General features: G+C 66.1%; 22 protein-coding genes. 12 read left to right on the top strand and 10 right to left on the bottom strand.

Translation table 11 applies throughout. The features are described 5' to 3' along the window. Nucleotides 1-9 precede the first annotated feature (9 nt). Nucleotides 10-1,425 (bottom strand): gamma-glutamyltransferase, encoded by a 1,416-nt coding sequence (locus D3877_RS17975; protein WP_238474948.1) that lies wholly within the window; start codon nt 1,423-1,425, stop codon nt 10-12. Between D3877_RS17975 and D3877_RS30620 the strand changes: the two genes are divergently transcribed. The 5 genes from D3877_RS30620 (at nt 1,424) to D3877_RS17955 (ending at nt 5,956) form a co-directional block, all read left to right on the top strand. Continuing rightward, entirely contained in the window at nt 1,424-1,666 is a 243-nt protein-coding gene (locus D3877_RS30620) for a hypothetical protein (protein WP_238474947.1), read from the top strand. The two genes, D3877_RS17975 and D3877_RS30620, sit on opposite strands and share 2 nt — an antisense overlap. Continuing rightward, nucleotides 1,660-2,757 (top strand): M48 family metalloprotease, encoded by a 1,098-nt coding sequence (locus D3877_RS17970; RefSeq protein WP_238474946.1) that lies wholly within the window; start codon nt 1,660-1,662, stop codon nt 2,755-2,757. Before D3877_RS30620 ends, D3877_RS17970 begins: the two co-directional genes overlap by 7 nt. 327 nt (nt 2,758-3,084) lie before the next feature. Then, entirely contained in the window at nt 3,085-4,479 is a 1,395-nt protein-coding gene (locus D3877_RS17965) for an esterase-like activity of phytase family protein (RefSeq protein ID WP_119832059.1), read from the top strand. A 69-nt stretch (nt 4,480-4,548) separates the two neighbouring features. Then, nucleotides 4,549-5,319 (top strand): DsbA family protein, encoded by a 771-nt coding sequence (locus tag D3877_RS17960; RefSeq protein WP_119832058.1) that lies wholly within the window; start codon nt 4,549-4,551, stop codon nt 5,317-5,319. Nucleotides 5,320-5,332: 13 nt separating this feature from the next. Then, the gene (locus D3877_RS17955) at nt 5,333-5,956 is read left to right on the top strand and encodes an HAD family hydrolase (protein WP_238474945.1); all 624 of its coding nucleotides are present in this window, start codon (nt 5,333-5,335) and stop codon (nt 5,954-5,956) included. Nucleotides 5,957-5,983: 27 nt separating this feature from the next. Here the strand turns inward: D3877_RS17955 and D3877_RS17950 are convergent, their stop codons facing one another. The 4 genes from D3877_RS17950 to D3877_RS30865 form a co-directional block, all read right to left on the bottom strand. Continuing rightward, entirely contained in the window at nt 5,984-6,655 is a 672-nt protein-coding gene (locus D3877_RS17950) for an MT-A70 family methyltransferase (RefSeq protein WP_119832056.1), read from the bottom strand. Between the two features lie 157 nt (nt 6,656-6,812). After that, nucleotides 6,813-7,544 (bottom strand): Crp/Fnr family transcriptional regulator, encoded by a 732-nt coding sequence (locus D3877_RS17945; RefSeq protein WP_119832055.1) that lies wholly within the window; start codon nt 7,542-7,544, stop codon nt 6,813-6,815. A 7-nt stretch (nt 7,545-7,551) separates the two neighbouring features. Next, a complete protein-coding gene (locus D3877_RS17940; RefSeq protein WP_119832054.1) occupies nt 7,552-8,124 on the bottom strand; it encodes a YgjV family protein in 573 nt (190 codons plus the stop codon). A 222-nt stretch (nt 8,125-8,346) separates the two neighbouring features. Then, nucleotides 8,347-8,934: a cold-shock protein gene (locus tag D3877_RS30865; RefSeq protein ID WP_119832053.1), complete on the bottom strand. Its 588-nt coding sequence runs from the start codon at nt 8,932-8,934 to the stop codon at nt 8,347-8,349. A gap of 118 nt (nt 8,935-9,052) precedes the next feature. On the opposite strand from D3877_RS30865, the gene D3877_RS29505 reads away from it, so the two are divergent. Continuing rightward, nucleotides 9,053-9,553, top strand: a complete 501-nt coding sequence (locus tag D3877_RS29505; RefSeq protein WP_147395226.1) for a hypothetical protein — start codon at nt 9,053-9,055, stop codon at nt 9,551-9,553. Here the strand turns inward: D3877_RS29505 and D3877_RS17925 are convergent. Together D3877_RS17925 and tyrS are read right to left on the bottom strand one after the other, a co-directional pair. Continuing rightward, nucleotides 9,543-10,391, bottom strand: a complete 849-nt coding sequence (locus D3877_RS17925; protein ID WP_119832051.1) for a class I SAM-dependent methyltransferase — start codon at nt 10,389-10,391, stop codon at nt 9,543-9,545. The two genes, D3877_RS29505 and D3877_RS17925, sit on opposite strands and share 11 nt — an antisense overlap. A 582-nt stretch (nt 10,392-10,973) precedes the next feature. After that, on the bottom strand, nt 10,974-12,230 hold the full coding sequence (tyrS, locus tag D3877_RS17920; RefSeq protein WP_119832050.1) for a tyrosine--tRNA ligase: 1,257 nt from the start codon (nt 12,228-12,230) through the stop codon (nt 10,974-10,976). Between the two features lie 321 nt (nt 12,231-12,551). Here tyrS and D3877_RS17915 point away from each other — a divergent pair, with 321 nt between their 5' ends. Then, complete coding sequence (locus tag D3877_RS17915) at nt 12,552-13,670, top strand: anhydro-N-acetylmuramic acid kinase (RefSeq protein WP_119832049.1); 1,119 nt, start codon at nt 12,552-12,554, stop codon at nt 13,668-13,670. Between the two features lie 5 nt (nt 13,671-13,675). Here D3877_RS17915 and aat read toward each other — a convergent pair whose 3' ends face one another. Further along, nucleotides 13,676-14,320, bottom strand: coding sequence for a leucyl/phenylalanyl-tRNA--protein transferase (gene aat, locus D3877_RS17910; protein WP_119832048.1), 645 nt, complete (start codon nt 14,318-14,320; stop codon nt 13,676-13,678). Between the two features lie 117 nt (nt 14,321-14,437). Beyond that, nucleotides 14,438-15,034, bottom strand: coding sequence for a TetR/AcrR family transcriptional regulator (locus D3877_RS17905; protein WP_119832047.1), 597 nt, complete (start codon nt 15,032-15,034; stop codon nt 14,438-14,440). Nucleotides 15,035-15,246: 212 nt separating this feature from the next. On the opposite strand from D3877_RS17905, the gene D3877_RS17900 reads away from it, so the two are divergent. The 3 genes from D3877_RS17900 to D3877_RS17890 all read left to right on the top strand — a co-directional run bounded on the left by D3877_RS17900 (nt 15,247) and on the right by D3877_RS17890 (nt 17,289). Then, nucleotides 15,247-15,651: a RidA family protein gene (locus D3877_RS17900; RefSeq protein ID WP_119832046.1), complete on the top strand. Its 405-nt coding sequence runs from the start codon at nt 15,247-15,249 to the stop codon at nt 15,649-15,651. Nucleotides 15,652-15,814: 163 nt separating this feature from the next. Next, nucleotides 15,815-16,495 carry a ribonuclease T2 family protein gene (locus D3877_RS17895; RefSeq protein ID WP_119832045.1) on the top strand — a complete coding sequence of 227 codons (681 nt, stop codon included), beginning with the start codon at nt 15,815-15,817 and terminating at the stop codon, nt 16,493-16,495. Nucleotides 16,496-16,602: 107 nt separating this feature from the next. Then, nucleotides 16,603-17,289 (top strand): aspartyl/asparaginyl beta-hydroxylase domain-containing protein, encoded by a 687-nt coding sequence (locus tag D3877_RS17890; protein ID WP_119832044.1) that lies wholly within the window; start codon nt 16,603-16,605, stop codon nt 17,287-17,289. Nucleotides 17,290-17,309: 20 nt separating this feature from the next. On the opposite strand, the gene D3877_RS17885 is transcribed toward D3877_RS17890, so the two are convergent. After that, the gene (locus tag D3877_RS17885; protein ID WP_119832533.1) at nt 17,310-21,056 is read right to left on the bottom strand and encodes a YhdP family protein; all 3,747 of its coding nucleotides are present in this window, start codon (nt 21,054-21,056) and stop codon (nt 17,310-17,312) included. A gap of 114 nt (nt 21,057-21,170) precedes the next feature. Between D3877_RS17885 and D3877_RS17880 the strand changes: the two genes are divergently transcribed. Further along, nucleotides 21,171-24,230 (top strand): bifunctional [glutamine synthetase] adenylyltransferase/[glutamine synthetase]-adenylyl-L-tyrosine phosphorylase, encoded by a 3,060-nt coding sequence (locus D3877_RS17880; RefSeq protein ID WP_238474944.1) that lies wholly within the window; start codon nt 21,171-21,173, stop codon nt 24,228-24,230. Further along, nucleotides 24,227-24,691 (top strand): thioredoxin-dependent thiol peroxidase, encoded by a 465-nt coding sequence (gene bcp / locus D3877_RS17875; protein WP_119832042.1) that lies wholly within the window; start codon nt 24,227-24,229, stop codon nt 24,689-24,691. Before D3877_RS17880 ends, bcp begins: the two co-directional genes overlap by 4 nt. The last annotated feature ends 138 nt before the right edge of the window (nt 24,692-24,829 follow it).

The following is a 24,829-nucleotide window of genomic DNA, read 5'->3' as shown; positions in this document are numbered from 1 at the left end:
AAAGCCCGATCAACGCTCGCGCACGGATTCAACGACCACGGCCAGGCCGTTGCCGCGCGGATCCGTGCCGGATTGGCAATAGCGGATGCCGTTTTCAACCGAGACCTGACAGGCCACCAGATTGACCCGCCCCGGCGCGCTCGCCGGACGGTTGGCGAGGATCGCGTCGCCCTGCGCGCCGTCCAGCGCGGCGGGCAAAGCCGCCGTCAGCAAGGCCGCTGGCCCCGCCGCCGGGCCGTCGTCGCCGTTGGCCGTGCCGACCCCGGCGAACAGGGTGCGCCCGACGATGGCGTTCGCCACCAGGGCGGGCGTGCCGAAGCCGCCGCTGTTCACCCCCTGGGCGGCCAGAACGCCGGTTCCGGCGATGCTGCGCCCGGCGCCGAAGGGCGCGCCCTGCGTCAGCGCGCAGGCCACGCCATTCTCATCCCGGTCGATCACCATCAACCCCGCCCCGGCGGCGGTCGCCCCCTGCCCGGTGGCGCCAAGGGCCGAGGCGACCCGAGCGGCGCGTTGGGCGGGCGGCAGATCCGCCGCCGCGTTCCACGCCTGGACCAGAGCCGCGCCCGACTCGGGCAGATCGGTGTCGGGCAGATGCAGCGACACCAACCCCAACGAGACCGAACGGACGCCGGTCACGCGCGGCTGATAGGCGCGCAGGGCCGCCGGATCGACGCCCAACCCCTGCGCCACGGTTGTCGCCAGCGGGCCGTTGTAGAAGGCGCCGACGCCGTTGCGCCGTAGGATCGACAGGGTGGCCGACAGCTCCGGCTGGCTGACCAGCGCGCCGACCGCCGGAACCGCGCCCCCGGCCAGGAAATGCTTGCGGATCTCCGAATCGGGAGCCAGACGGTTGCCGAAGGCCGCAAGATCCTGCGTGAAGGCCCGGCTGACGCCCGGCGAGAATTGCGCCAACTGCTCCGCCGGGGCGATCACCTGCTCCCAACGCTGGACGCCCGCCAGCGCCTGCACCGCGTAAAGGCCGCGCAGCATGGTCGGCATCGCCGCCCCGCCAGCGCCCGCCGGACGCGGCAGGAAATCGACCGTGCGGGCCTCTTTCTTCGTGGCGTCGAACAGCACGCAGACGCCGCCGCCCGCCAACCCGACCCGCGACGGCAGGCTGGCGCTCATCGCCAAGGCCATGGCGACGGCGGCGTCGCCCGACCGTCCGCCCTGGTTCAGAACGTCGCGCCCGATGGCGGCGGCGCGCGGTTCGTCGGCGATGACAAAACTTTGCACCAGAGCGTCGGTCTTGAACTTGGTGTTGACGCAGCCCGTCAGCAGTGTTGCAGCTATGGCAAGCGCGCTCGCGCGTCGCCACATTCGCAGGGAGGACGCCGGGCGCCGTCGCGCGGGTGTCCGTTCACAAGAGCCGGAGGTCGTCACGGTGCGCAAGCCCAGCAGGCTGGTTTCGGTCGTCGCCATCATGTCCGTGTTGGTCGTGTCGCTGGTGGGGGGAGCGCCACCGGCCCAGGCGCAGCGTCGGCCGGAGATGCAAATTCTCAGCGACGCCGAGACGGACCATATCATCCGCAAGATGGCCCGGCCAATCTTCCAGGCGGCGGGCATCGACCCGGACGCCGTGACCATTCTGTTGATCAATGATTCGACCCTGAACGCCTTCGTCGCCGGGGGCAGAACATCTTCCTGCACACCGGCCTGTTGCTGAGCATCGACGATGTCGGCCAATTGCTGGGCGTCATCGCCCATGAAACCGGCCACATCTCCGGCGGGCATCTGGTGCGCGGGACCGACGCGATGGCGAACGCCTTTCTCTCCTCGCTGGTCGGCATGGGTCTGGGCATCGCGGCGGGCGTCGCCGCGCGCAACAGCAACGCCGGAATCGCCGGAGTCATGCTGGGCCAACATCTGGCCGAGCGAAATCTCATGGCCTTCTCCCGCACGCAGGAGGCGTCCGCCGATCAGGCCGGACTGTCTTACATGGAGCATGCGGGCCTGTCGGCCCAGGGCATGCTGACCTTCCTGGAAAAGCTGGGGGTCGGCGAACCGCTGCTGAACGACCGCGACGCCGGATACCGCCTGACCCACCCGTTGACCCGCGAACGCATCGAGGCGGTGCGCAACTTCATCGAAAAATCCCGCTTCACCAAAATCCCCACCCCGGCCAGCGTGAACGAGGATTTCCGCCGCATCCAGGCCAAGCTGTCGGCCTATCTCGACCCGCTGGGCGCGCTGCGCCGTTACAAGGCCGACGACCGCAGCCCGGTCGCCCGCTATGGCCGCGCCTACGCCTATTTCCGCCAGGGCGACGTGAAGCAGGCCGCGCCGCTGGTCGATGGGCTGATCGCCGAGGAGCCGAAGAACCCCTATCTGCACGAGATGAAGGGCGATCTGATGCTGCAAACCGGGCGCGCCGTTGACGCGGTCGCCCCCTACCGCAAGGCGGTGGAGTTGGCCGGGACCGAAGCGGGCGTGATCCGCGTCTCGCTGGCCCACGCCCTGTTGGAGCAGCATGATCCGAAGCTGGCCGACGAGGCGCTGAAAAACCTGCAAATCGCCTCAAAGTCACAAGCCCAATCGGCCTTCCTCTGGCGTTTGACGGCGCAAGCCTGGAGCATGAAGAACAACCCCGGCATGCTGGCTTACTCGACGGCGGAAGAAGCGCTGGCGCGCGGCGATCTGCCGATGGCCAAGGCGCAGGCCGAACGCGCCGAGAAACTCCTGCCCGCCGGGTCGCCCGGCTGGCTGCGCGCGCAGGACATCCGAGGGCAGACGGGGGCTTTGGACAAGCCGAAGTGAGGGGTGGATCGCGTTGGGAGTCTTGGATGACGGGATGTCGTGCTGAGTTTATGGAGTGACACCGATGAACACAGATGGACACAGATAAAAAGAGACACAGATGAATGATAATTGATGATGTTTTCTCCGGCGCGCCGCCGGTCGAATGACTGTCATCATTCTTCATCTGTGTTTGTCTGTGTCCATCGGTGTCAAAATCCTTCGGCGCCCACACGTCACGCAACGGTCATCCAACCGACCAACGCCCGTCACTCACAGTTGCTATTCCGCCAGGAACGATCATCCGTACGGCCGGATGTGCCCTTCCTCTTGCGGAAAGCCTGTCCCATGCTCACCCACCGTCACCTGCGTGACGCTCTGTGCGCCACGGCGGTTCTCGCCCTTCTGTCGGCGGCCCCCGCTTGCGCGGACGACGCCACCCGTTTTCCCGCCACGCTGGCCGGTCACGCCGCTTTGTCCGCCACGACGCTGGTTCAAGCCCCGGCGGACGCCGGGCCGCTGTTCGCCACCGCCGGGAAATTCACCGCCCCGGATCGCAAGCGGGTCGAGGCGGTCGGCAGCCTGATCGCCACCTCCTTCGCCGCCGATCCGAAGGCCCCGCGCCAGACTGAGATTGGCTTGCCGGTCGCCGGACAAGCGGTCCAGGGCTTTTCCGCCGTCGTGCCGCAGGGCAAGGATGTTTTCCTGACGCTGACCGACAATGGGTTCGGCTCGAAGGTCAATTCGGTGGACGCGCTGCTGATGGTCCATCGCGTGAAGGCCGATTGGGCGACCGGCGCGCTGAACCGCGAAAACACGCTGTTCCTGCGCGACCCGAACAAGAAAGTTCCCTTCGCCATCGTCAACGAGAACACGACCAGCCGCTATCTGACCGGCGCCGATTTCGATCCGGAATCATTGGTGGTCCAGAACGACCGCCTGTTCATCGGCGACGAGTTCGGCCCTTACATTCTGGAGCTGGACCGCGACGGCGTGGTGCTGGCGGCGCATGAGACGCTGGTGGACGGCAAGCCCGCCCGCTCGCCCGACCATTACCGCAACGGCGGGCTACCCAACATCCCCGGCACGGTATCCTTCGAGGTTCGCCGTTCGCGCGGGTTCGAGCCGATGGGCGTGTCGCCCGACGGCCAGACCCTGTATCCGGCACTGGAAGGCCCGCTGTGGAACGCCGAGGCCAAGGGCTTTGAGAACAAGGACGGGCGCCTCTACACCCGCGTTCTGGAGTTCGACGTCGAAAAGCGCGCCTACACCGGGCGCTCGTGGAAATATCTGCTGGAGGACAACGCCAACGTCGTCGCCGACCTGGCGATGATCGACGCGGGCAGCGCCTTGGTGATTGAGCGCGACGACACCACCGAAGGCGCGAAGTCCCAGGCCTGCAAGGGCGAGATAAAGCCCGATTGCTTCAACGCCCCGGCCAATTTCAAGCGGATCTACAAGATCGACATCGCCGGCGCCGACGCCGACGGCTTCGTCCGCAAGATCGGCTACATCGATTTGACCGACATCGCCGACCCCGACCACAAGGCGCGGATCGGTGAGTCGTCCGACCGTTTCGTCATGCCCCATCTGGGGCCGGAGGGCGTCGGGATCGTGGACGCCGAGCACATCGTCGTGGTGAACGACAACAACCTGCCCTATTCGACCGGCCGGACCATCGGCAAGGCCGACGGCGACGAAATCGCCCTGCTGAAGGTTGGGGAGTTGTTGCGCGCCCGCTGATTGCGCTTGTTCCGCTGCAAGTGTCGGTACAGTGTGGGCGGCTTTCGTCGTCTTCGGAGACCGCCCACCATGCCGTCGCTGTTCCGTTCCGCCCTTCTCGCGCTGCCCGTCGCCGCTTTGGCCCTGACCACCACGGCCCTGACGTCGGCGACGGCGCAGGCCCAGTCGGCGGCGATGGACGACGCCCAGCGCGCCGCCATCGAGACCGTGATCCGGGACTATCTGATGAAGAACCCGGAGGTCATCCTCCAGGCCGTCGAGTCGCTCCAGCAGCGCGAAAAAGTTGCGGAAGCGGAACGAGCCAAGAAGGCTTTGGCCGAAAACCAGCAGGCTCTGACCCACAACGCCGCCGACCCGGTGGCGGGCAACCCGCAGGGCGACGTGACGGTGGTCGAGTTCTTCGATTACCAGTGCGGCTATTGCAAGGCCGTCCAGGCCGACGTCCAGCGGCTCATCAAGGACGACGGCAAGCTGCGCTTTGTCTTCAAGGAGCTGCCGATCCTCGGCCCGGCGTCGGTCATCGCGTCCAAGGCGGCCTTGGCCTCGCGCGCGCAGGGCAAATATCTGGAATTCCACAACGCCTTGATGGCCCAGCGCGGCCAGATCGACGAGGACGTGATTCTGCGTCTGGCCAAGTCGGTCGGCCTCGACACTGACCGTCTGAAAAAGGACATGGAAAGCCGCGAGGTCCTGTCGGCGATCGCCGCCAACCAGACTCTGGCCGAAAATCTCGGCATCCACGGCACGCCGGGCTTCGTCTTCGGCGGTGATCTGGTTCCCGGCGCGATCAAGCTGGACGAGATGAAGCGTCTGGTCGCCACCGCGCGCAGCAAGAGCTAAAAAGGATCATTCCATGTCCGGAATGGAAAATCCTCCCAAGATCGTCGTCTTCGACATCGGGCAGGTGCTGATCGAATGGGATCCGCGCCACCTCTACCGCGACCTGTTCGACGGGTATGAGGATCTGATGGAGGATTTCCTCGACAATGTCTGTTCCCCCGCCTGGAATCTGGAGCAGGATCGCGGGCGCCCCTGGGCCGACGCGGTGGCGCAACTGACCGCCGAGCACCCGGATTGCGCCGAACTGATCCGCTCCTACGACGAGCAATGGGAACAGATGGTCCCCGGCCCGATCCCCGGCACGCCGGAGATTCTGGCCGAATTGAAGGCGCGCGGGGTTCCGGTCTACGCCATCACCAATTTTTCCGCCGACAAGTTCGCCCTGTCGCAAAAGCGCTTCGACTTCCTGAACGGCTTTGACGGAATCGTCGTTTCGGGGATTGAAAAGGTTATCAAACCGGATCCGAAAATATACCGGATTTTGCTGGATCGTTACGGACTCGACGCGGTGGATTGCCTGTTCATCGACGACAATCCTGACAATGTCGAAAGCGCGCGCGCCGTCGGCATGACGGCGCATCATTTTGCGGGCGCGGAAGCCCTGCGGCGGGATTTGGAAGGGTTCGGGCTGCTGTAACGCCGCCCCCTTCGCTTCGCGGGTTCTTTACTCCGTGACCGCTTCGCGGTCGGCGGCGGAGTTGTAGGCGTAGGTCTTCCAGGTCGGCTCATAGCTGTCGTCGGCCTGGTTGCCCCACACCGCCCAGTTGGGGCGGGCGCCGCGCGCGAACATTTCCAGATAGGGGCCGGGGCTGCACGCCTCGATCAACTCATACTGTTCGTCGGGCTTGCGGCTGTGCTCGCGCTTGCGGGTGCTGATGCAATTGACCTGGGTGCGGCCCGGCGGCAGGGTCCGCGCGTTCTTGCCGCGCACGCCGAACAAAATCAATTCGGTGACGTTGCGAAAATAGAACCCGACGCCGCGCCCGTCCGACCCGCCATCCTTGCGGATCTTGTGCCAGACAAGGTTCGTCTTGTACTCGAACCCCCAGGCGCTCATCACCTGCAAGCCTTCGGGCAGCAGGGCGTTGGGCACCCACAGATAAAGATGCGCGGTGGGGGCGGCGATGTCGGCGACCGGCAGCGCGCAAATATCCTCGATGGTCATGGTGCCATAGCGGGACAGGCGGCGGTGCTCCGGGGCCATCTTGCCGGTGCGGTTGACGAAGCGCCAAGGCGGGTCCGCCATCACGGTGGCGAAACGCCGGTCCCCGGCGAAGGACACGAGATCCGTGGCGGGATCCTGCGCCGTCGTCACCGTCGTCGTCGTGTCGCTCATCGCGTCCTCAAACTTCCTGAATAGCGGACGGCGGAGCCAAACACAGCGGACGCCCCGCCATCGTCTCACCGTTGAAGGGGTGCAAACTCGCACGCAGGCGTCACCCCGTCAACCATCGCTCACCGACCTCTGACTGGTACAAAACGCGTACACCCGGTTAATCGACCGTCGCCTCGACAAAGCGCCGCAACGCCCCGCGATCGGCCACCGTCACCGCCCCGCCTTGGGTGTCCACCCCCGCCGCCCGCAGCTTGGCCAGCGCGCGCGAGAAGGTTTCCGGCTGCATCCCCAAACGACGGGCGACCAGCGCCTTGTCGAACGGCAGGGCGAAGCTGGCCGCCCCCTCCCCTGCCGGGCAGAATCGCAGCAAAAAGGCGGCGACCCGCTGGGGCGCCGGTTGAACCTGAAGCTGCTCAATCTGCGTCACCAGATCCCGCAGCCGAAGCGACAACGACCCCAGCATGCCAAAGGCGATGCGCTCATCCTCACGCAGGCAACGGGCGAAGCCGTCGGCGGTCAGCGTCATCACCCGCCCGTCGGTCACGGCCTCCGCGCAGACCGGGAATTTTCCGTCGGCGAACATCGCCGCTTCGGCGAAGCTTTCCGCCGGACCGATGACGTGAACCACAGCCTCCGCCCCCTCGCGGGTCAGGCGGAACAGCTTCACCCAGCCGTCGAGCAGGACGAAAAAGCGGTCCGCCGGTTCGTCCTGCACGAACAGCGTCGCGCCCCGCGTCACCGCCCGCACCTGCGCCACCCCGACCAACAGCGCCAGCGCCCGATCCGACAGCTTGGCGAACAGCGGGATGGCCCGCAACGTCGCGACGTCCTGCGCCGACAGACTGTGCGGCGGCAGCGGACGGATGGATGGATTGGGCGTTTCGCTCATGTCTTGCTCATGGGCCGGATGATCCCGAGTCGGGGTTGGACAGCGTCAGCGCTTTACTCCCAAAGGGGCGGAACGCCCCACTGCGGGCCAGCATCCACAGATTGATCGTCATCCCCACCGCGTCCGACAGCATCCCCGGAACCGACCCGATGAGGAGACTGTGGGTGAACCAGCAGGGCAAGGCCAGCGCCATGAACAGGCGAAAGCGCGTCACCCCGGTTTGATAACGCGCCACGCTGACCAGCGTCATCGCCAACGCGGCGAACAGCGACAGCCAGCCGGTCCAGGTCATCGCCATCAACCCGGCGATGACCGGCAGAATCATCAGATAGACGATGCGGAAATTCGGTCGCGTCCCCAACGGGATCGCCGCCAGCCCTTGCAGAATGGCCAGCAGATTCAGGGCGGCGGCGGTCAATCCGCCCAACAGCCAAAAATGAATCATGAAGCAGAAGGACGGCGTAAGCTGGGCCAGAAGAATGCTCACCCGCCCGCGAAACAGGGGCCAAACCATGCCGCCCAGCGTGCCGAGATAGCCAATGAGCTGGACCGGAGAGAGAGCGACCGAAAGATCCAGCATCGAACTCACCCATCAGCCGGTGGCTGCGTCGGGCGCAGAACTCTCTGGTCGGCGCCCCGCCACGCTGAACACCGCCGACCCCAGAGACAAAAACGCACGGCGCACCCTTTCGGGACGCCGTGCGCCTAACCCGACGCGAACGCCGGTTAACGCTGGTCCGCCAAAGAGACGCCCGCTCTTACGAACGAAGGGTCTCTTCGGCTTAAACCCAGAGCCGAGACCTTAGAGGTACTCGACCTTGCCAGCTTCCGGACCCTTCTGGCCCTGGCGAACGGTGACGCGCACCTGATCGCCTTCCTGAAGGGTCTGCATGCCCGAGCGGCGCAGCACGTTGACGTGAACGAACACGTCCTTGCCGCCGGTGCTCGGCGTGATGAAGCCAAAGCCCTTGTCGGCGTTGAACCACTTCACGGTGCCGCTGACTTCCTCGCCGCCGCCGCCGGCGTCGTAGCCGCCACGGTCGAAGCCGCCACGGTCATAACCGCCACGATCAAAGCCGCCGCCACCCGCGCCAGCGCGCGGCGGACGGGGGGAGCTTTGCGCCGTGGAGGCGTCAACCGAGTGGATGGAAGCGACCTGCGGTCCCTTGGGACCACGGGCCAGATCGCAGGAGATGGTGGTGCCTTCGTCAAGCGCGTCATAGCCAGCGGCCTGAACCGCAGAGACGTGCAGGAAGGCGTCGGGCGAACCGTCCTCAGGCGACACAAAGCCGAACCCCTTGGTGGGGTTAAACCACTTCACGGTGGCGGTGACGTTGGACTTGGTGATCTCGGGAGCGCGGAAGCCCTGGCGGGGCGGGCGGTCGAACATGTGTCTTCAAGCTCATAGATTGTGCCGAAGATCCTTTGTCACAGGGTTCCGACCATCCGTCAAGCCCGCCAAAAGAAAGAAGGCTGATTCTCTTTAATTTGTCGCAGGCGCCCCGTTGATGCTGCAACGCACACCAACAGTTCGGTATCGACATGATCCCCAAAAATCACGCGCTGCCCAACGGCTGAACGGCTCGCACGTGCATCTGGTCTATATCGGGCCGCGCCACCCCAACTTCAGGCCCATGCTGTCGGTCAAGGATGCCGGGCGCATCCATTTCGCCGAGTCCCAGCCCGAAACCCAGGCTGCCGCCTATCTCCAGCATTGCGACGCGCCGTCCTGCCCCCCGCGACGATCTGGTCAATCTGGCGATCCCGGAAGCGCTGCGGAGCGGCCTTCCGGTCGCCGCAAGCGAGGTCTGCGCGATCCCCGAAACCATCCGCACGACTGGAGCGGCCTGACCGCCAATCTCGCCCGTCTGCGTGAGGCGCCGACGCCTCGCCGCCAACGGACAGGAAAGCCCCACCCTGACCGGCACACAGCCGAACGGCATCGTGACAGGTTTCTGGCTGTCCTGGAACGAGTCGCCAGGACAGCCAAACAGTCGATCATCGCTTGATGCGCAGAATGTGCGGCCAGTCCGAATCGAAAGGCACCACGCCGTCCGACGCGTAGAAGTACAGATTATGGCGTTGTGGATGGATGGTTTCGAAAACCACGACATTTTTAAAGTGCGGCGTCAGAAAGTCGGCCAAATCTTTCTTGGAGCGGAACTCGCGCTCATGCTGGTCAAGATGCTTGCCATCCTCCATTTCGAGCAGAGTGTAGCCGCTCAGGATTCCACCATCGCCCAGTCTCGCCTTGATGCCGTTCATGATCGCGGCGATCTCGTCCTCGGTGAAATGCTCGATAGCGGCATCCCACAGGATGTTGTCGAACTGGCCATCAGGCATCCCAGTCCGGATGTCGGCCTTGACGAAGGAGATGTTGTCAGCCGTGTTGTACTTGCGCGCGTGGGCAAGGGCGCTGTCGTCTAGATCGACGGCGATCACGGATTCCGCGAAGGGCGAGTAGAAGTGAAAGGCGTTGTACCCGTCACCGCAGCACAATTCCAGGAAGCGCCCCCCCCGTTTCAGGGCCAGAACACCATAGACACCACGCTCCATCCACAAGGTCGCCTGAACATGGCGGGTCTGAAAATGCTGGTCGATAAAATGGTCCATCCATTCCGGTTTCGGATCCACCCCCCAGTCATGGAACATTTTCAAGGAGTGAACCGCCGCATTGAAATGACGACCAATCACACAGCTTTGCTCAACCAGTTGAGTGATTTGCTGGGAGGACAGAGCCATATTTGAATAGTCGTAAACTTGTTGCAAATCCCCTTTATGGTGCTCGATCATGGCCTGTAATTTCTGGAGTATCGTGCTGGCTTGCTCCTGTGAGAATTTCTTCATCCAAACCTCTCCAATGCATCCCTAGAGTTGACGATCCTAAACGCCCGCATATCACGACACAGATAAGCGTAGAAATCGGACGCAAACACAAGCCGACAGATCAGAGAAAGAACCCGCGCACCCGCTCGAACACCGATTGTCTGCAAACGCACCGGAACAGACACCTCCGCTTACGCTGCGCCAGGGTCCAGCATCGGGCAATCAGTCTAGCCGCGCGCGTCGCGCCATTGAAGGTCTTGCCGTCCGGCTCGGCCAACGGAGTGTCGAGTCGCAGTCGCTCGTCCAGATCCGGGGGTGGCCAAATGCGATCAGATCGGCGTGGCCGCAGCTCCGCGCCTTGAGGGGATGGCGCGGGTGTAGAGTTGTTGGGCGATCCCCACGTGTACAGCCCCGCGCAGGGGGTGGCGTCCGTGCTCGGAGTCATACCCAATCCATCCAAACCGTGAAAGGCGGGACATGACAGTGCGAAGGGCCGCGCCGGAAACAATGGGGCGCGGTGACGCGCGCCCTCATGGCGGCCATGCGCGCCCGCGCGGGCGAAAGGGCGTTTTCCCTCTCCCCGCGCAGGCCGACGCGTGTGGTTTAGACCGGCTTGACCAGAACGTGACGCTTCTTGCCCGCGCTGAGCTTCACCGCGCTGTCGGCGTTCAGGTCGGCGGCGCTGGCCTTGGCGGCCTCGTCGGACACCGCGACGTCATTCAGCTTGATTCCATTGCCCTTGATGAGACGGCGGGCCTCGCCCTTCGACGCCGCCAGACCTGCGGAGACCAGCAGGTCGACCACGGCGATCCCGGCGTCCAGATCGCTGCGGGCGATCTCGATGGTCGGCAGCCCCTCGGCGGCGGCGCCCTCTTCAAACGCCCGGCGGGCGGTTTCGGCGGCTTCGCGCGCGGCCTCCTCGCCATGGGCCAGCGCGGTGACGGCGTTGGCCAGGATCTTCTTGGCCTCGTTGATCTCGGCGCCGGGCAGGCTTTCCAGCCGGGCGACCTCGTCCAACGGCAGTTCGGTGTAGAGGCGCAGGAAGCGGCCGACGTCGGCGTCCTCGGTGTTGCGCCAATATTGCCAGAAATCATAGCTGCTGAGCTTGTCGCCGGTCAGCCAGACCGCCCCCGCCGCCGTCTTGCCCATCTTGGCGCCCGAGGAGGTGGTGAGCAGCGGCGTGGTCAGGCCGAACAGCTCCGCCCCATCGGCGCGGCGGCCCAGCTCGACGCCGTTGATGATGTTGCCCCACTGGTCGGAGCCGCCCATCTGCAAGGCGCAGCCCAAGCGCCGGTTCAGCTCGACGAAGTCATAGGCCTGGAGAATCATGTAGTTGAATTCGAGAAGCGTCAGCGACTGTTCGCGGTCCAACCGCAGCTTGACCGAATCGAAGCTCAACATGCGGTTGATGCTGAAATGGCGACCGACGTCGCGCAGCATCTCGATGTATTTCAGGCCGTCCAGCCAATCGGCGTTGTTGACCATCACCGCGTCGGTCGGGCCGTCGCCGAAGGTCAGGTAACGGCCAAAGATGCGCTTGATGCCCGCCATGTTGCTGGCGATGACCTCGTCGGTCAGCAACTGACGCGCCTCGTCGCGGCCCGACGGGTCGCCGATGCGGGTGGTGCCGCCGCCCATCAGAACGATGGGCTTGTGCCCGGTCTTTTGCAGCCAGCGCAGCATCATGATGGGCAGCAGGCTGCCGACATGCAGGCTGTCCGCCGTGCAGTCGAAGCCGATATACGCGACGATCGGCCCCTTTTGCGCCCGCTCGTCCAAGGCGGCGAGGTCGGTGCATTGATGGATGAAGCCACGCTCTTGCAGCGTGCGCAGAAAATCCGAGGAGGGGGGCGTCGTCATGGTGGCCGCAATCCGGCTGTCGTTGGAAAGAAATGGTCGCGTCTGTTACCATGGAACGTCCACAGCCTCAATCGGCGCGGGCGGCGGGGGTGGATCGCCCCTTGCCGCTCGGCGGAAGGACTCACGATTTTTTTGACACCGATGAACACAGATAAACACAGATTAAAAAGATGAATTTGATTGCTCTGGTTTTCATTTGACAAAAATCTTCAGATACGCCGAATGCGATCAAACATCAAAATTCATCTGTGTTTATCTGTGTTCATCGGTGTCAAAAAACAGAACTCAACCACCACTCACCTTTGATCGACGGAGCACCCCATGACCATCCGCACGGTGATCGGGCTGATGAGCGGAACCTCGATGGACGGCGTTGACGCCGCCTTGCTGCGCACCGACGGGATCGCGCGGGTGGAGCCGATGGCGTTCGTCACCATCCCCTATGAGGATGATTTCCGCGCCGCTCTGCGCGGCTGTCTGGGCGGCAAAGGGCCGGTGGCGGAGGTGGAGCGCGCCTTGACCGACGCCCACGCCGATGCGGTGCGCCATGTGCTGGACAAGGCCGGAGTCGCCCCCGCCTCGGTCGATCTGATCGGCTTTCACGGCCACACCATCCACCACGCGCCCGACCAGCGGCGGACCTGGCAGATCGGCGATGGCGCGCGGCTGGCCGCGTCCACCGGCATCGCCGTGGTCAACGACTTCCGCAGCGCCGACGTGGCGGCGGGCGGTCAGGGCGCGCCGCTGGTCCCCCTGTTCCACCGCGCGCTCGCCACCGGATTGCCGCGCCCGCTGGGGGTGCTGAACGTCGGCGGCGTCGCCAACGTCACCTGGGTTGGGCCGACCTGGGTTGGGGAAGACGGGAACGGCGCCGTCGTCGCCTGCGACACCGGGCCGGGCAACGCGCTGATCGACGATTGGGTGTTGCGCCACGGCGGCGGGCGTTTCGACGCCGACGGCGCGCTGGCGGCGGCGGGACGGGTGGATTCGGCGGCGCTGGCGGCCCTGCTCTCCCACCCCTATTTCAGCCTGCCGACGCCGAAATCGCTCGACCGTGACGCCTTCGACCCGGCCCCGGTCGCCGGTTTGGCGCTGGCCGATGGCGCGGCGACGCTGACCGCCTTCACCGCCGAATCGGTCGCCCGCATCGTCCCGTATCTGCCCGCCGCCCCGGTCGGTTGGCTGGTGTGCGGCGGCGGGCGTCGCAACGCCACGCTGATGGCGATGCTGGCCGAACGGTTGGGCGCGCCGGTGGCGGCGGTCGAATCGGTGGGCTGGGACGGCGACGCGCTGGAGGCGCAGGCCTTCGGCTATCTGGCGGTGCGCAGCCGCCTGGGTCTGCCGCTCAGCGAACCGGCGACCACCGGCGTGCCGACGCCGACGACCGGCGGGCGTTTCCACCCGCCGCCATCCACGCCAACTGGCGTGGCGGCGGCGTAACAGCGTTACAGCGGCGCGCCGTCCAGCAGGGCGGCGACCGCCTGGGCCTGATCGACGGCGGCGAAGCGGGTGGTCCGCTCCAGCGCGTCGTTCAGGCGGCGGTGATACTCGGCGCGCGGGATTTCCTCCGCCCCGAAATGGCTGAGATGGTCGGTGACGAATTGGGTGTCGAGCAAGGTGAAGCCCGCCGCCCGCAGCCGCGCCACCAGATGGACCAGCGCCACCTTGCTGGCGTCGGTCTCGCGGCTGAACATGCTTTCGCCGAAATAGGCCGCGCCAATCGACACGCCATACAACCCGCCGACCAGCCGCCCATCGAGCCAGCATTCCACGCTGTGGGCGAATCCGGCCTGGTGCAGTTCGGTGTAAAGCCGGACGATGTCCTCGTTGATCCAGGTCTTGGGACGGTCATCCGTGGTTTCGGCGCACAACTCCATCACCGTGCGGAAGGCGCTGTCAAAGCGCATCTCGAACAGGCCGCGCCGCACCGTCTTGCGCAGGCTGCGGGCGACGTGGAAGCGGTCGAGCGGCAGAACGCCGCGCCGCTCCGGGTCGAACCAGTGAAGCTCTTTCGAGTCGGCGCTTTCGGCCATTGGGAAAATCCCGGCGGCGTAGGCGCGCAGCAGCAGCGGGGCGGAGAGGGTGAACATGCCCCCACTATAGCCACAGCCGGGCCACCCGGCGACAGCGCATCCTCGCCCTCATTGATCGCGCGGACATTGATGCGAACAGGTGATGTCGCACCAACCTCCATAGGAGATGGTCCATCAGTTCCGAACCGCCAGCATTCCTTCCGCCAAGCACCGAAACGCTTCAACGGCCTTTTTGAGCACATCCTGCGGATGGTCGTTTGCTGCAATCCAGAGCGCGGCGTTGAGGGCGGCTCCGCTCAAAAGACGGGCCGCCGCCTCCGCGTCGATTGGCTTGATGATTCCTTGCGCCATCAGGTCTTCGACCTTCCGCACCGTCGCCTGAAGGCAATTGCTCTGGCTCGGCCACTGCGACGGATCGCCAAGAACGGCGGGACCATCAAGCAAAACGATGCGTTGAACCTCTGGCTTCAGCGCCATTTCGATATAGGCGACGCCCTCCGCCATCAACGCGTCCCAGCCATTGTCGGCTCGACTGCCGACCGCCGCCGCATGGGCCGCCATTTCTCCGTCAATCTGATTGACCACGGCCAGCAACAGCCCCCGTTTGTCGCCAAAATTATGATACAGCGCGCCCCGCGTCAGCCCCACCATGGCCGTCAGGTCATCCATTGAGGTGGCTGCGTAGCCTTTTTCAGCAAAGACGTGACGCGCCGCTGAAATCAGCTTTCCGCGCGTTTCCTCCATCATTTTGGAGCGTCGCTCACCCGCCATGCTCGTCTCCTTTCAGCGCGCGCACGCGCCGCACACCCATTGACATACGCTCCGTATGAGAGATAGGTTCACATACGAGGCGTATGTAACATTGCTCGCCCATCCTGAAACCATGCGACCGATCAATCCATGCTGGCGTCGTCCCACCCGACCGGCTCCTGCGGAGCCGGTCGTGCCCGCACAACGCTCGCAACAGACTTAGGAGTTGATGAATGACCCAACGCGAAGCCGTCTTTCCAGCCAACGAAGGCCGACACGCTCTTTACAACATGCATCGCTATTCCGCAGCCATTCGGTCTGGAGACCTTCTGTTCATATCCGGTCAGGTCGGCAGCCGAGAGGGCGGATCGCCTCATCCAGATTTCGAAGGTCAAGTGCGCCTTGCTTTTGAAAATCTCAACAATGTCCTCAAGGCCGCCGGTTGTTCGATGCAAGACGTGGTGGACGTCACAACGTTTCACACCGACCCGGCCAATCAGATGGAGACTGTTATGGCCGTGCGTGAGGAGATGATCGGTGATCCGCCCTATCCAAACTGGACTGCGGTCGGCGTAAACTGGCTGGCGGGATTCGATTTCGAGATCAAGGTGATTGCCCGCATCCCAAAATCCGCCTGACTTTAGCGACGAGAAAGGCCCTTCCCGAAAGAACGGCCTTTCCCGTGCTCCAGCAGACGGCGAACGCAGGTCACTATGAATTTCCCCGACGGCGCCCTTGCGGCGCGCATCGCGGTTGTGGATTATGCAATGATTGGACGCATTGCTTGGGGAAACTGCCGTCATGCGGAAACACGCCGCGTTGTTCATGTCCGCTTTGGTTGCCGCGCTGTTCGCCGCCAGCCCGTCCTGGGCGCAGAAGCGGGCCGAGCCGGGAAGCTTCGATTATTACGTGCTGACCCTGTCCTGGTCGCCAACCTATTGCGCGCGGGCCAAGGGAACGCCCGACCCCGACCAATGCGGGGCCGACCGCAAGTTCGGCTTCGTCGTCCATGGGCTGTGGCCGCAGAACAAGGACGGCGGCTATCCGGCCTCCTGCACCCGCGACCGGAGCCTGCCCAAGGCGGTGGTCGATCAGACCATGCCGGTGATGCCCAGCGTCGGGCTGATGGTGCATGAGTGGAGCAAGCACGGCACCTGTTCGGGCCTGAACGCCACGGATTATTTCGCCAAGCTGCGCGCCGCCCACGCCAAAATCGCCGTTCCCGACGGGTTGAAGACCCCCGGCGCCACCGTTCCGGCCATGCAGGTGGAGCGGCTGTTTCTGGAGGCGAACCCCGGCCTGACAGCGGAAGGCGTGGCGGTGGTCTGCTCCAAGCGCGACGTGTCGGAGGTGCGGATCTGTCTGGACAAGGATCTGGGATTCGTGGCTTGCGGCCCGAAACTGGTGGACCGCTGCCGCGACCGCAGCGCCGTCCTGTCGGCCAACCCGGCCCCGCCGCCGCCGCCGCCGCCCGCGAAATAACCGGCGCGTCCTGAAACCATCGGCGCGGGCAACATTCCCATCGCGCCGCCGCCCGCGCCGTTGTAGGAGGAAGGCCGAAGCCGCAACACCCGCAGGAGCGTTCCGCCATGGACATCGGCGTCCCCTATCGCGATCTCGGCGCCATCGACGTGTCGGGGCTGACCGCGCTGGTCGCCGGGCTGGACGACGCGGCGTGGAACCGCAACACCTTCCGGCAAGAGGCGCTGGCCGCGAAAAACCACGAGGCCAGCCGCGCCATCGTCTATTGGCACGAATGGGACATCCAGGCCAATTCGCTGGGCTTTCCCTATATGGAGCAGCTCGTCGCCCGCTGGGCGCGGGCCAAGGGCCTGCCGCTCGCTCCCTTTTTGCCGGTCGAGGCCATCGTCACCGACATGGGCCGCGTCTACGCCTTTCCCGATTGGGTTGGCGTGCGCGACGTGATGACGCCGGTGATTGAGCAGGTGGTGGAACGGTTGGGCTGCGGGCGGGCGGTGGTGACGCGGCTGGCGCTGGTGTCGCTGGCCCCGAAGGTGAAGATCACCCCGCACATCGACGGCCAGCCGATGGCGACCAAGGCCCACCGGATCCACATCGCCCTGACCGACAGCCCAAAGGTGACGTACCGCATCGGCAGCCGCGATTTCACCATGAAGCGCGGCCACGCCTATGACTTCAACAACCGGCGCAAGCACGCGGTGGAAAACCGGGGCGACAACGACCGGATCAACCTGTTCCTGGACGTCTACCCGAACCCGGCCTTTTCCATGCGCGCCGACGTGCTGAGCGTCTGACCCTCGACATCAGCGGGACATCACCGCTCGTGCAGGCCCCCCGACGCGGGCCGCTCCGGCTCGGACGGCGCGCTCTTTGACGGGATCGACGGGCCGCCTTCACCCAGGAAGAACAGATTGCGCAGAAAGCCCGGCGCCAGAATGGCCAGCGGGTTCACGCTGACGTCGGGGTCGGACAGCCGCCCGCGCACCCGCCAGGTGGCGGAGAAAATCCCCTGCCCCTCGCCGCCGCTCAGCAGATCGCCCAGCAGCGGGATTTGCCCGACCAACCGATTCAGCCCATAGATCGGCACGATGGTGCCGCGCAGATTGGCGGTTTCACGATCAAGATCGACGTCCCCCTCCAGCGTCAGCCCCAGGGCCGAACCGGAGGTGCGCAGATCGGCCAAACTCAATTTTGGCCCTTGTTTGCGGAAATTGGCCGACATCCGCCCGAAATTCACCCCCTTGCCGCCTTCGAGAAATTCGGCGAAGCCCGAGGGCGAAATGGCGTTGAGCAAACGCGCCAGAACCGGCACGTCGATCAGGGTGTAGTCGAGGATCTCGGCCTGCCCCTCGATCGGCGAATCGGCGCGCGGCTCGGTCGTCCGCCCGGTGACGCGCAGCCGCCCGCCGCGCACGCGGTCGTTGATGTCCATGGCGCTGAGCGCCGCGCCCAGATCCTCGGCCCGAATCGCCACGTCGAACAGCCCCTTCGCGCCGGGCTTGTAGGACAACGACACCGCGCCGCCTTGGCCCGGCCCGCTGCGCCCTGTGACGTCCAGCAAGGTCCAGGCGACGGCGTCGCGCCGCACGGTCCCGGCGACCTGCCGCAAGCGCCGCCCGTCGCCGAACACCACCGAATTGAGCTTCAGCTCCAAATCCAGCGGTGTTTTCTTGGTGTCGGGCGGTTCAGGCGGCGGCGGCGGTTGGCCCGGTTCGCCCTTGCCCATCAGCTTGCGCGCGTCCAGGCTCTCGCCGCTGATGGTTCCGGCGTAACCGACCGGCGTCGTCCCGCTTTTCGGACGCACCGTCACGTCGGCCCGCAGATCGGTCTGCCCGACCTTCAACGACGGAACCACCACGCGCGCCACCCGGCGGCCACCGTCGGCCAACTCCAAAGTCGCCTGCGCCTTCAGCCCCCCGGCGTCCACCGTCAGGCCGCTGATCCGGGTTGGCCGGTCCTTGTTGAACTCCAACGTCAGCTTGCCGGTTCCCGGCTGGCCCGGCGGCTTCTCCCACCCCAGTTCGGCGATGGAGAGCCGCGTTTTTTCCAGATTCATCGTGGCGCCCAGCGCCAGCTTGTGGTTGCGGTCCACGGTGAACAGGATGTCGGCTCCCATCGGCCCCAACACCCGGTCTTCCAAATCAATGCCGTGGCTGCGCAAATCGGCGGCGTCGACGTTGCCCTTCACCGCGATGCGCGTGCGCGGCCCGCGCCCGAGCGATTCGAAGGATTCCTTCCAATCAATGTTGACCGGAATTCCGTCCAGCTTGGTGGTTCCCTTGATCGCCATCGCCTTGAGGTCGAGCGCCAGCGACAGCTCGCCGTCCGTCGCGTTCATCCCCGCCGCGACCTTCTCCACCCCGACGCCACGCATCCGCCCGACGACGTCCAAATTCAGATCGTCAAAGGTCAGATCGGCCAGCAGCGGAAAGGCGAAATGCAACTGCGCCTCGGCGGTTCCCTGCGTGCGTTTGGGATCCAACTCCAGCTTGCTGGGATAACCCAACGGCGGGGTGTCGAGCAGGGTGAGAATGGAGCGCACCGGGCCAGAAACCGGGATGCGGATGTCCATCGTCTCCTTGCCGGTCTCCAACCCGGCGATCACCACCACGCCGTCGCCAACGTCGATGTCGCCGACGCGCCCGCCCTTGGTCTGAATGCTGAAAATTTTGCCGTCGGTCGTCGCCTCCATCGCCGCGCCGGTGGCGGGCGGCAGATGGTGGAAATAGCGCACGCTGGCGTTCTCGCCGCGCAAAACCGCGCCGAATTGCGTCAGGTCCGCCGCCCCTGGGTTGGCCAGCGGCACGGTCAGCGCGGCGGTCGCCGTCGCCTCCGTCACCACCCCGGCGGCGACGTTCTGCGTCACCCATTCGCGCGCGTTGGCGCCGACCGGCTTGGGCCAATAATGGGCCAGATCGTCCAACGGCACGCCGCGCGCCGTCACCGACGTGTTGACCGAGGCGATGCCGCCGCGCTCGCTCACGCTCGCCTTGCCCTCGATTCGCGGGCCGGTCGCCGCGTCGCCCAGGGCAAGCGCCAGACGGTCGATCTCCAAACGGCTTTCGACTCCGCTGTCCGCGCCCCGCGCGCCGTGCAGCCGCAACTCCGCCGAGGCCACCGGCAGGGGGCGGTCGAACAGGTCGGCGCGGCGGACCTCGCCCGCTCCGGCGGTGATGGCCAGACGCCCGCTCAGCGGCTCGAAATTGCGGTCGAGCGCGACCTCCGCCTCGCCCGACAGCGGCAGCGCGGCGGCGGCGAGCGGGGCCAGCGCCGGGACGAGACCGGCCAAGCGGTCGGGCCGCAGGTTGGTCAGGCCCAGGGCCGCGTTCAGGACGCGGTCGGGACCGTGCGTTCCGGTGATCGAGACTGTCGTCGTCTGGCTTGGCCCGACCGGGTTGGGCCTCGTCAGCGTCAGCGTGGCGTTGCCGGTTCGCGTGTCGTCGCGCTCCGTCACCGCGCCTTGCGCGGCGAGGGTGAGCGCGTCCTCGCCCGCCAGCGTCAGCGACAGCGCGTCGAGCGTCACCGCGCGCCCGCTCAGATCCAGCAAGCCACGCGCGCTCATCCCCGCCACGGCGTAGGGCTGCGGGCGCAGCGGCGCGACGGTCACGCGCCCCGCCCCGCCCTTCAGATCAAAGGCGATGCGGGTTGGCCGGAAACCGTCGTCGAGTTTGGCCTCCGTCCGCCCGCTCACCGGGACCTCCACCGCCGCCAAGGGGGCCAGCGCCGGGCCGAAAGACGCCAGCGACGCCGGGTTCAGCCCATCGAACGCGACGATCAGTTCGGTGGCGGCGTCGCCGTTGCGGTAGCTGCCGCTGGCGTCCACCGTCACCGGGCGGTCGCCGTCCTGTTGCGAAACGTCCAGCGTCAGCCGCGCCTTGCCCTCCGTCCCCCGCGCGTCGCGGTTCAGGACGATGTCGGCGCGCTTGGCGTGCCAGGACAGGCCCAGCATCCGGTTGACGACGGTCAGATCGGCCCCCGTCACCGACAGGCGGCGCAACGCCCCCATCGGGCGGTTCAGATCCGGCGCGCCGCGCAGGCTGGCCAGCAACTCCCGCATCGGATCGGTCTGCTCCGCCTCCAGAACGTCAGGCTTTTCCGGATCGATGGGAGCGGGCGCCGACCGCACGTCAAACGCCAAACTGCCGTCGGCGCGCCGCAGCACCGTCATGCGCGGGCGGACCAGATCGAGCCGCGTCGGCGCCAGCTTGCCCAGAAACAGCCCGGGAATGGAAAAGCCGATGCCCATCTCCGGCGCGGCGGCCAGTTCCGCCCCATCGGCGTTCACCACCCGCACCCGGCGCGCCCGCAAATCAATCCGTCGCGGCCCGGCCCCAACCTCGCCCACCGAGTCCTCGGCTTCGAGAGACAGCACCAATTCGCCAACCTGGGCGACAAAGCGCCCGTCGGGGTCGCTCAGCGCCTCTTCGACCATCGGAATGAAGGGGTCGAGCGCGATGGGTCCCTGCGTCAGACGCCAGACGAACAGCCCCACCGCCGCCGCGACGACGACGGCGGCCCCGGCGGCGGTCAGCCCCAAAATCTTTGCGGTCCGCCTTATCACGCGGGCCACCGTCCAGCGGCGATGACGGCAGAGATGACGGCGGCGCCCCGCGACGCCCCGGCGCGAGAAAACGCCCAATTGACGCAACCCGCCAAGCCGTGCAGGTTTTTGCCCATGATTTGTGCAGGAAAGCCGACCACCATGCCCTTCGCCACGCTCGCCGCCGCGACCTTCCCCCAGCCCTTCGACCCGGCGCAAGCCGCCCTGGGGTTGGAGCGATGGCGCCAACAGGCCGCGTCGTCCGCCGATCCCGACCTGAAGGGCTGGGCCGAGGGCTTCGCCGACTCCGCGCCGGGCCGCGCGTTGATCGACGCCGTGTGCGGCAACAGCCCGTATCTCAGCCTCAACCTGTCACGCGAATTGCCCTTTGTCCGTCGGGTGGTGGAGGACGGATTCGCCCCCACCTTCGACCGGCTGATGACGATTCTGGAAACGGAGCACGCGCAGGAACGTTCCATGGATCGGCTGATGGCCGCGCTGCGGATCGCCAAGCGGCGGGCGGCGCTGCTGATCGCGCTGGCCGACATCACCGGGGCCTGGACGCTGGAGCAGGTCACGGGCGCGCTGTCGGAAACCGCCGAAACAGCCGTGCGGCTGGCCGCCGCGCATCTGCTGCGGCGGGCGGGGGAAGCGGGGACGTTGACGCTGCCGGATGCGGAGCGTCCATGGGTTGGCTCGGGCCTGATCGTTTTGGGCATGGGCAAACTTGGCGGGCGCGAACTCAACTATTCCAGCGATATCGACCTGATCGTCCTGTACGACGACGCCGTTGTGAAGACGCCCCAGCCGGACAATCTCGCGCGGACGTTCATCCGTCTCGCACGGGATCTTGTCCGCATTATGGATGAACACACCAAGGACGGCTACGTCTTCCGCACCGATCTGCGGCTGCGCCCCGATCCGGGCGCGACGCCGCTCGCCGTCTCCGTCTCGGCGGCGGAGGTCTATTACGCCAGCGTCGGTCAGAATTGGGAGCGGGCGGCGATGATCAAGGCCCGCGTCGTGGCGGGCGATTTTGAGGCCGGGGCGAATTTCCTGCGCTATCTCGAACCCTTCATCTGGCGGCGCAATCTGGATTTCGCGGCGATCCAGGACATCCATTCGATCAAGCGCCAAATCAACGCCCACAAGGGCCACCGCGAGGTGACGGTCAACGGCCACGACATCAAGGTCGGGCGCGGCGGCATCCGCGAGATCGAGTTTTTTGCCCAGACCCAGCAGTTGATCTTTGGCGGGCGCGACGCCCGCGTGCGCGTCGCCCCCACCCTGCGCGCCAATCAGGCGCTGTGCGACATCGGGCGGGTGCCGCAAACGGCGGTGGACGAGTTGGCGGAGGCTTACAATTTCCTGCGCCGGGTCGAACACCGCATCCAGATGATCGACGACCGCCAGACCCACCGCATCCCGGTCGAGGATTCGGGCGTCGCCCATCTCGCCACATTCCTTGGCTACGCCGATCCCGCCGGTTTCCGCGCCGATCTGCTGGCCCGGCTGGGCCGGGTCGAGGATCGTTACGCCGAATTGTTCGAGGAAGCGCCGTCGCTGTCCGGCCCCGGCAATCTGGTCTTCACCGGCACCGACGACGACCCCGGCACGGTGGAGACGCTGACCGGCATGGGCTATGGCGACGCCAGCCGGGTCATCGCCGTGGTGTCGTCCTGGCACCGGGGCCGCTACCGCGCCACCCGCTCGCCCCGCGCGCGCGAGCTGCTGACCGAGTTGACACCCACCTTGCTGACGGAGCTGGCCAAGACCCCGGCCCCCGACACCGCGTTGATGAATTTCGACGGCCTTCTGGAAAAGCTGCCCGCCGGGGTCGGCCTGTTCTCGCTCTTCGTCGCCAACCCCTGGCTGATGGAGTTGGCCGCCGAGGTGCTGGGCACCGCGCCGCAACTGGCCGCCACCCTGTCGCGCAACCCCTCGCTGCTCGACGCGGTGATCTCGCCCGACTTCTTCGATCCGCTGCCCAGCAAGGACAGCGGGCTGGCCGCCGATTACGCCCGCGTCATCGGCGCGGCCCGCGATTTTGAAGACGCGCTGACCCTGTCGCGGCGCTGGACCAACGACCAGCGCTTCCGCGCCGGAACCCACATCCTGCGCGGCATCACCGACGGCGACCGCTGCGGCGCCTTCCTGGCCGACCTCGCCGACATCGTCGTTCCCGATCTGGCCGCCCGCGTGGAGGCGGAGTTCGCCGCCCGCCATGGCCGGATTCCCGGCGGGGCCTGGGTGGTGGTGGCGATGGGCAAGCTGGGCAGCCGCCAATTGACCATCACGTCCGACATCGACCTGATCGTGATCTACGACGTGCAGGGCGGGGCCAAGATGTCGGACGGGGCGAAACCCCTGTCGCCGAACGAGTATTACATCAAGCTGACCCAGCGCCTGACCAACGCCATCACCGCGCCGATGGCCGACGGGCGGCTGTACGAGGTGGACATGCGGTTGCGCCCGTCGGGCAACGCCGGGCCGCTGGCCACCGCGCTCGACGCCTTCCTGAACTATCAGGCGACCGACGCCTGGACGTGGGAGCAGATGGCCCTGACCCGCGCGCGGGTGATCGGCGGCGATCCGGCCCTGGCCGAGCGGGTGGCCGCGTCCATCCGCGCCGTGCTGACCGCGCCGCGCGATCCCGACAAGCTTCTCTGGGACGTCGCCGACATGCGCCGCCGGATCGACAAGGAGTTCGGGACCAAGAATCCCTGGAACGTCAAATACGCGCGCGGCGGCCTGATCGACATCGAGTTCACCGCGCAATATCTGCAACTGCGCCACGGCCATGACCGGCCCGAGATTCTGCACATCGGCACCGCCAAGGCCCTGCGCAACGCCGCCCGCACCCGCGCGCTGGCCCCCGAGGTGGCGGCGGAGTTGGAGGCGACCCTGCGACTGTGGCGGCGGGTGCAGGGATTCCTGCGCCTGACCACCGCCGGGGTTCTTGATCCCGACCAAGTGTCCCCCACCCTGCTGGCCGGGCTGGCGCGCGCCGTTTTCCCCGACCGCGACCCCGTCCAGAATCCGGGCAAAAATCCGGCGGCGGTTGACTTCGGCGAACTGGACACCACAATCCGCTCCATCGCCGCCCGCGCCCATGGCCATTATGTCGCCCTGGTCGAGGAACCGGCGTCGCACATCGCCCCGCCCGCCTCTCAACAGGACCAGAAACTGCCATGAGCGTTGACGTCGGAACCACCGCCCCGGACTTCACCATGCCGACCGACGGGGGCGGCAGCGTCACCCTGTCGGCCCTGCGCGGCAAGCCGGTGGTGCTGTATTTCTACCCGAAGGACGACACGTCGGGCTGCACCTCCGAAGCTTGCGGCTTCCGCGACCAGTTGCCGGATTTCTCCGCCGTGGACGCGGTGGTGATCGGCGTGTCGAAGGACAGCGTCGCCAGCCACGACAAGTTCAAGGCGAAGTATGAGCTGCCCTTCGCCCTGGCGTCGGACGTTGACGGCAGCGTGTCGGACGCCTATGGCGTTTGGGTGGAAAAGAGCATGTATGGCCGCAAATACATGGGCCTGGAGCGCGCCACCTACCTGATCGACAAGGACGGCGTCGTCCGCAACGTCTGGCGCAAGGTGAAGGTGACGGGCCATGTCGCCGCCGTGCTGAAGGCGGTTCAGGCGCTGTAAGGGCGCAGCCCTCATAACAATCGCTTGAATGGTTGGACACCGAAGAAAGCCCTTCTCCCCTTGCGGGAGAAGGGTTGGGTTGAGGGGTGCAGACGGCTGAAAGCCGTTGGAAATCTAAGATTCTCCCCCCTCACCCCA

It is taken from the genome of Azospirillum cavernae (genome assembly GCF_003590795.1).
GTDB lineage: Bacteria > Pseudomonadota > Alphaproteobacteria > Azospirillales > Azospirillaceae > Azospirillum > Azospirillum cavernae.
This window is presented reverse-complemented; position numbering and strand designations above follow the sequence as displayed.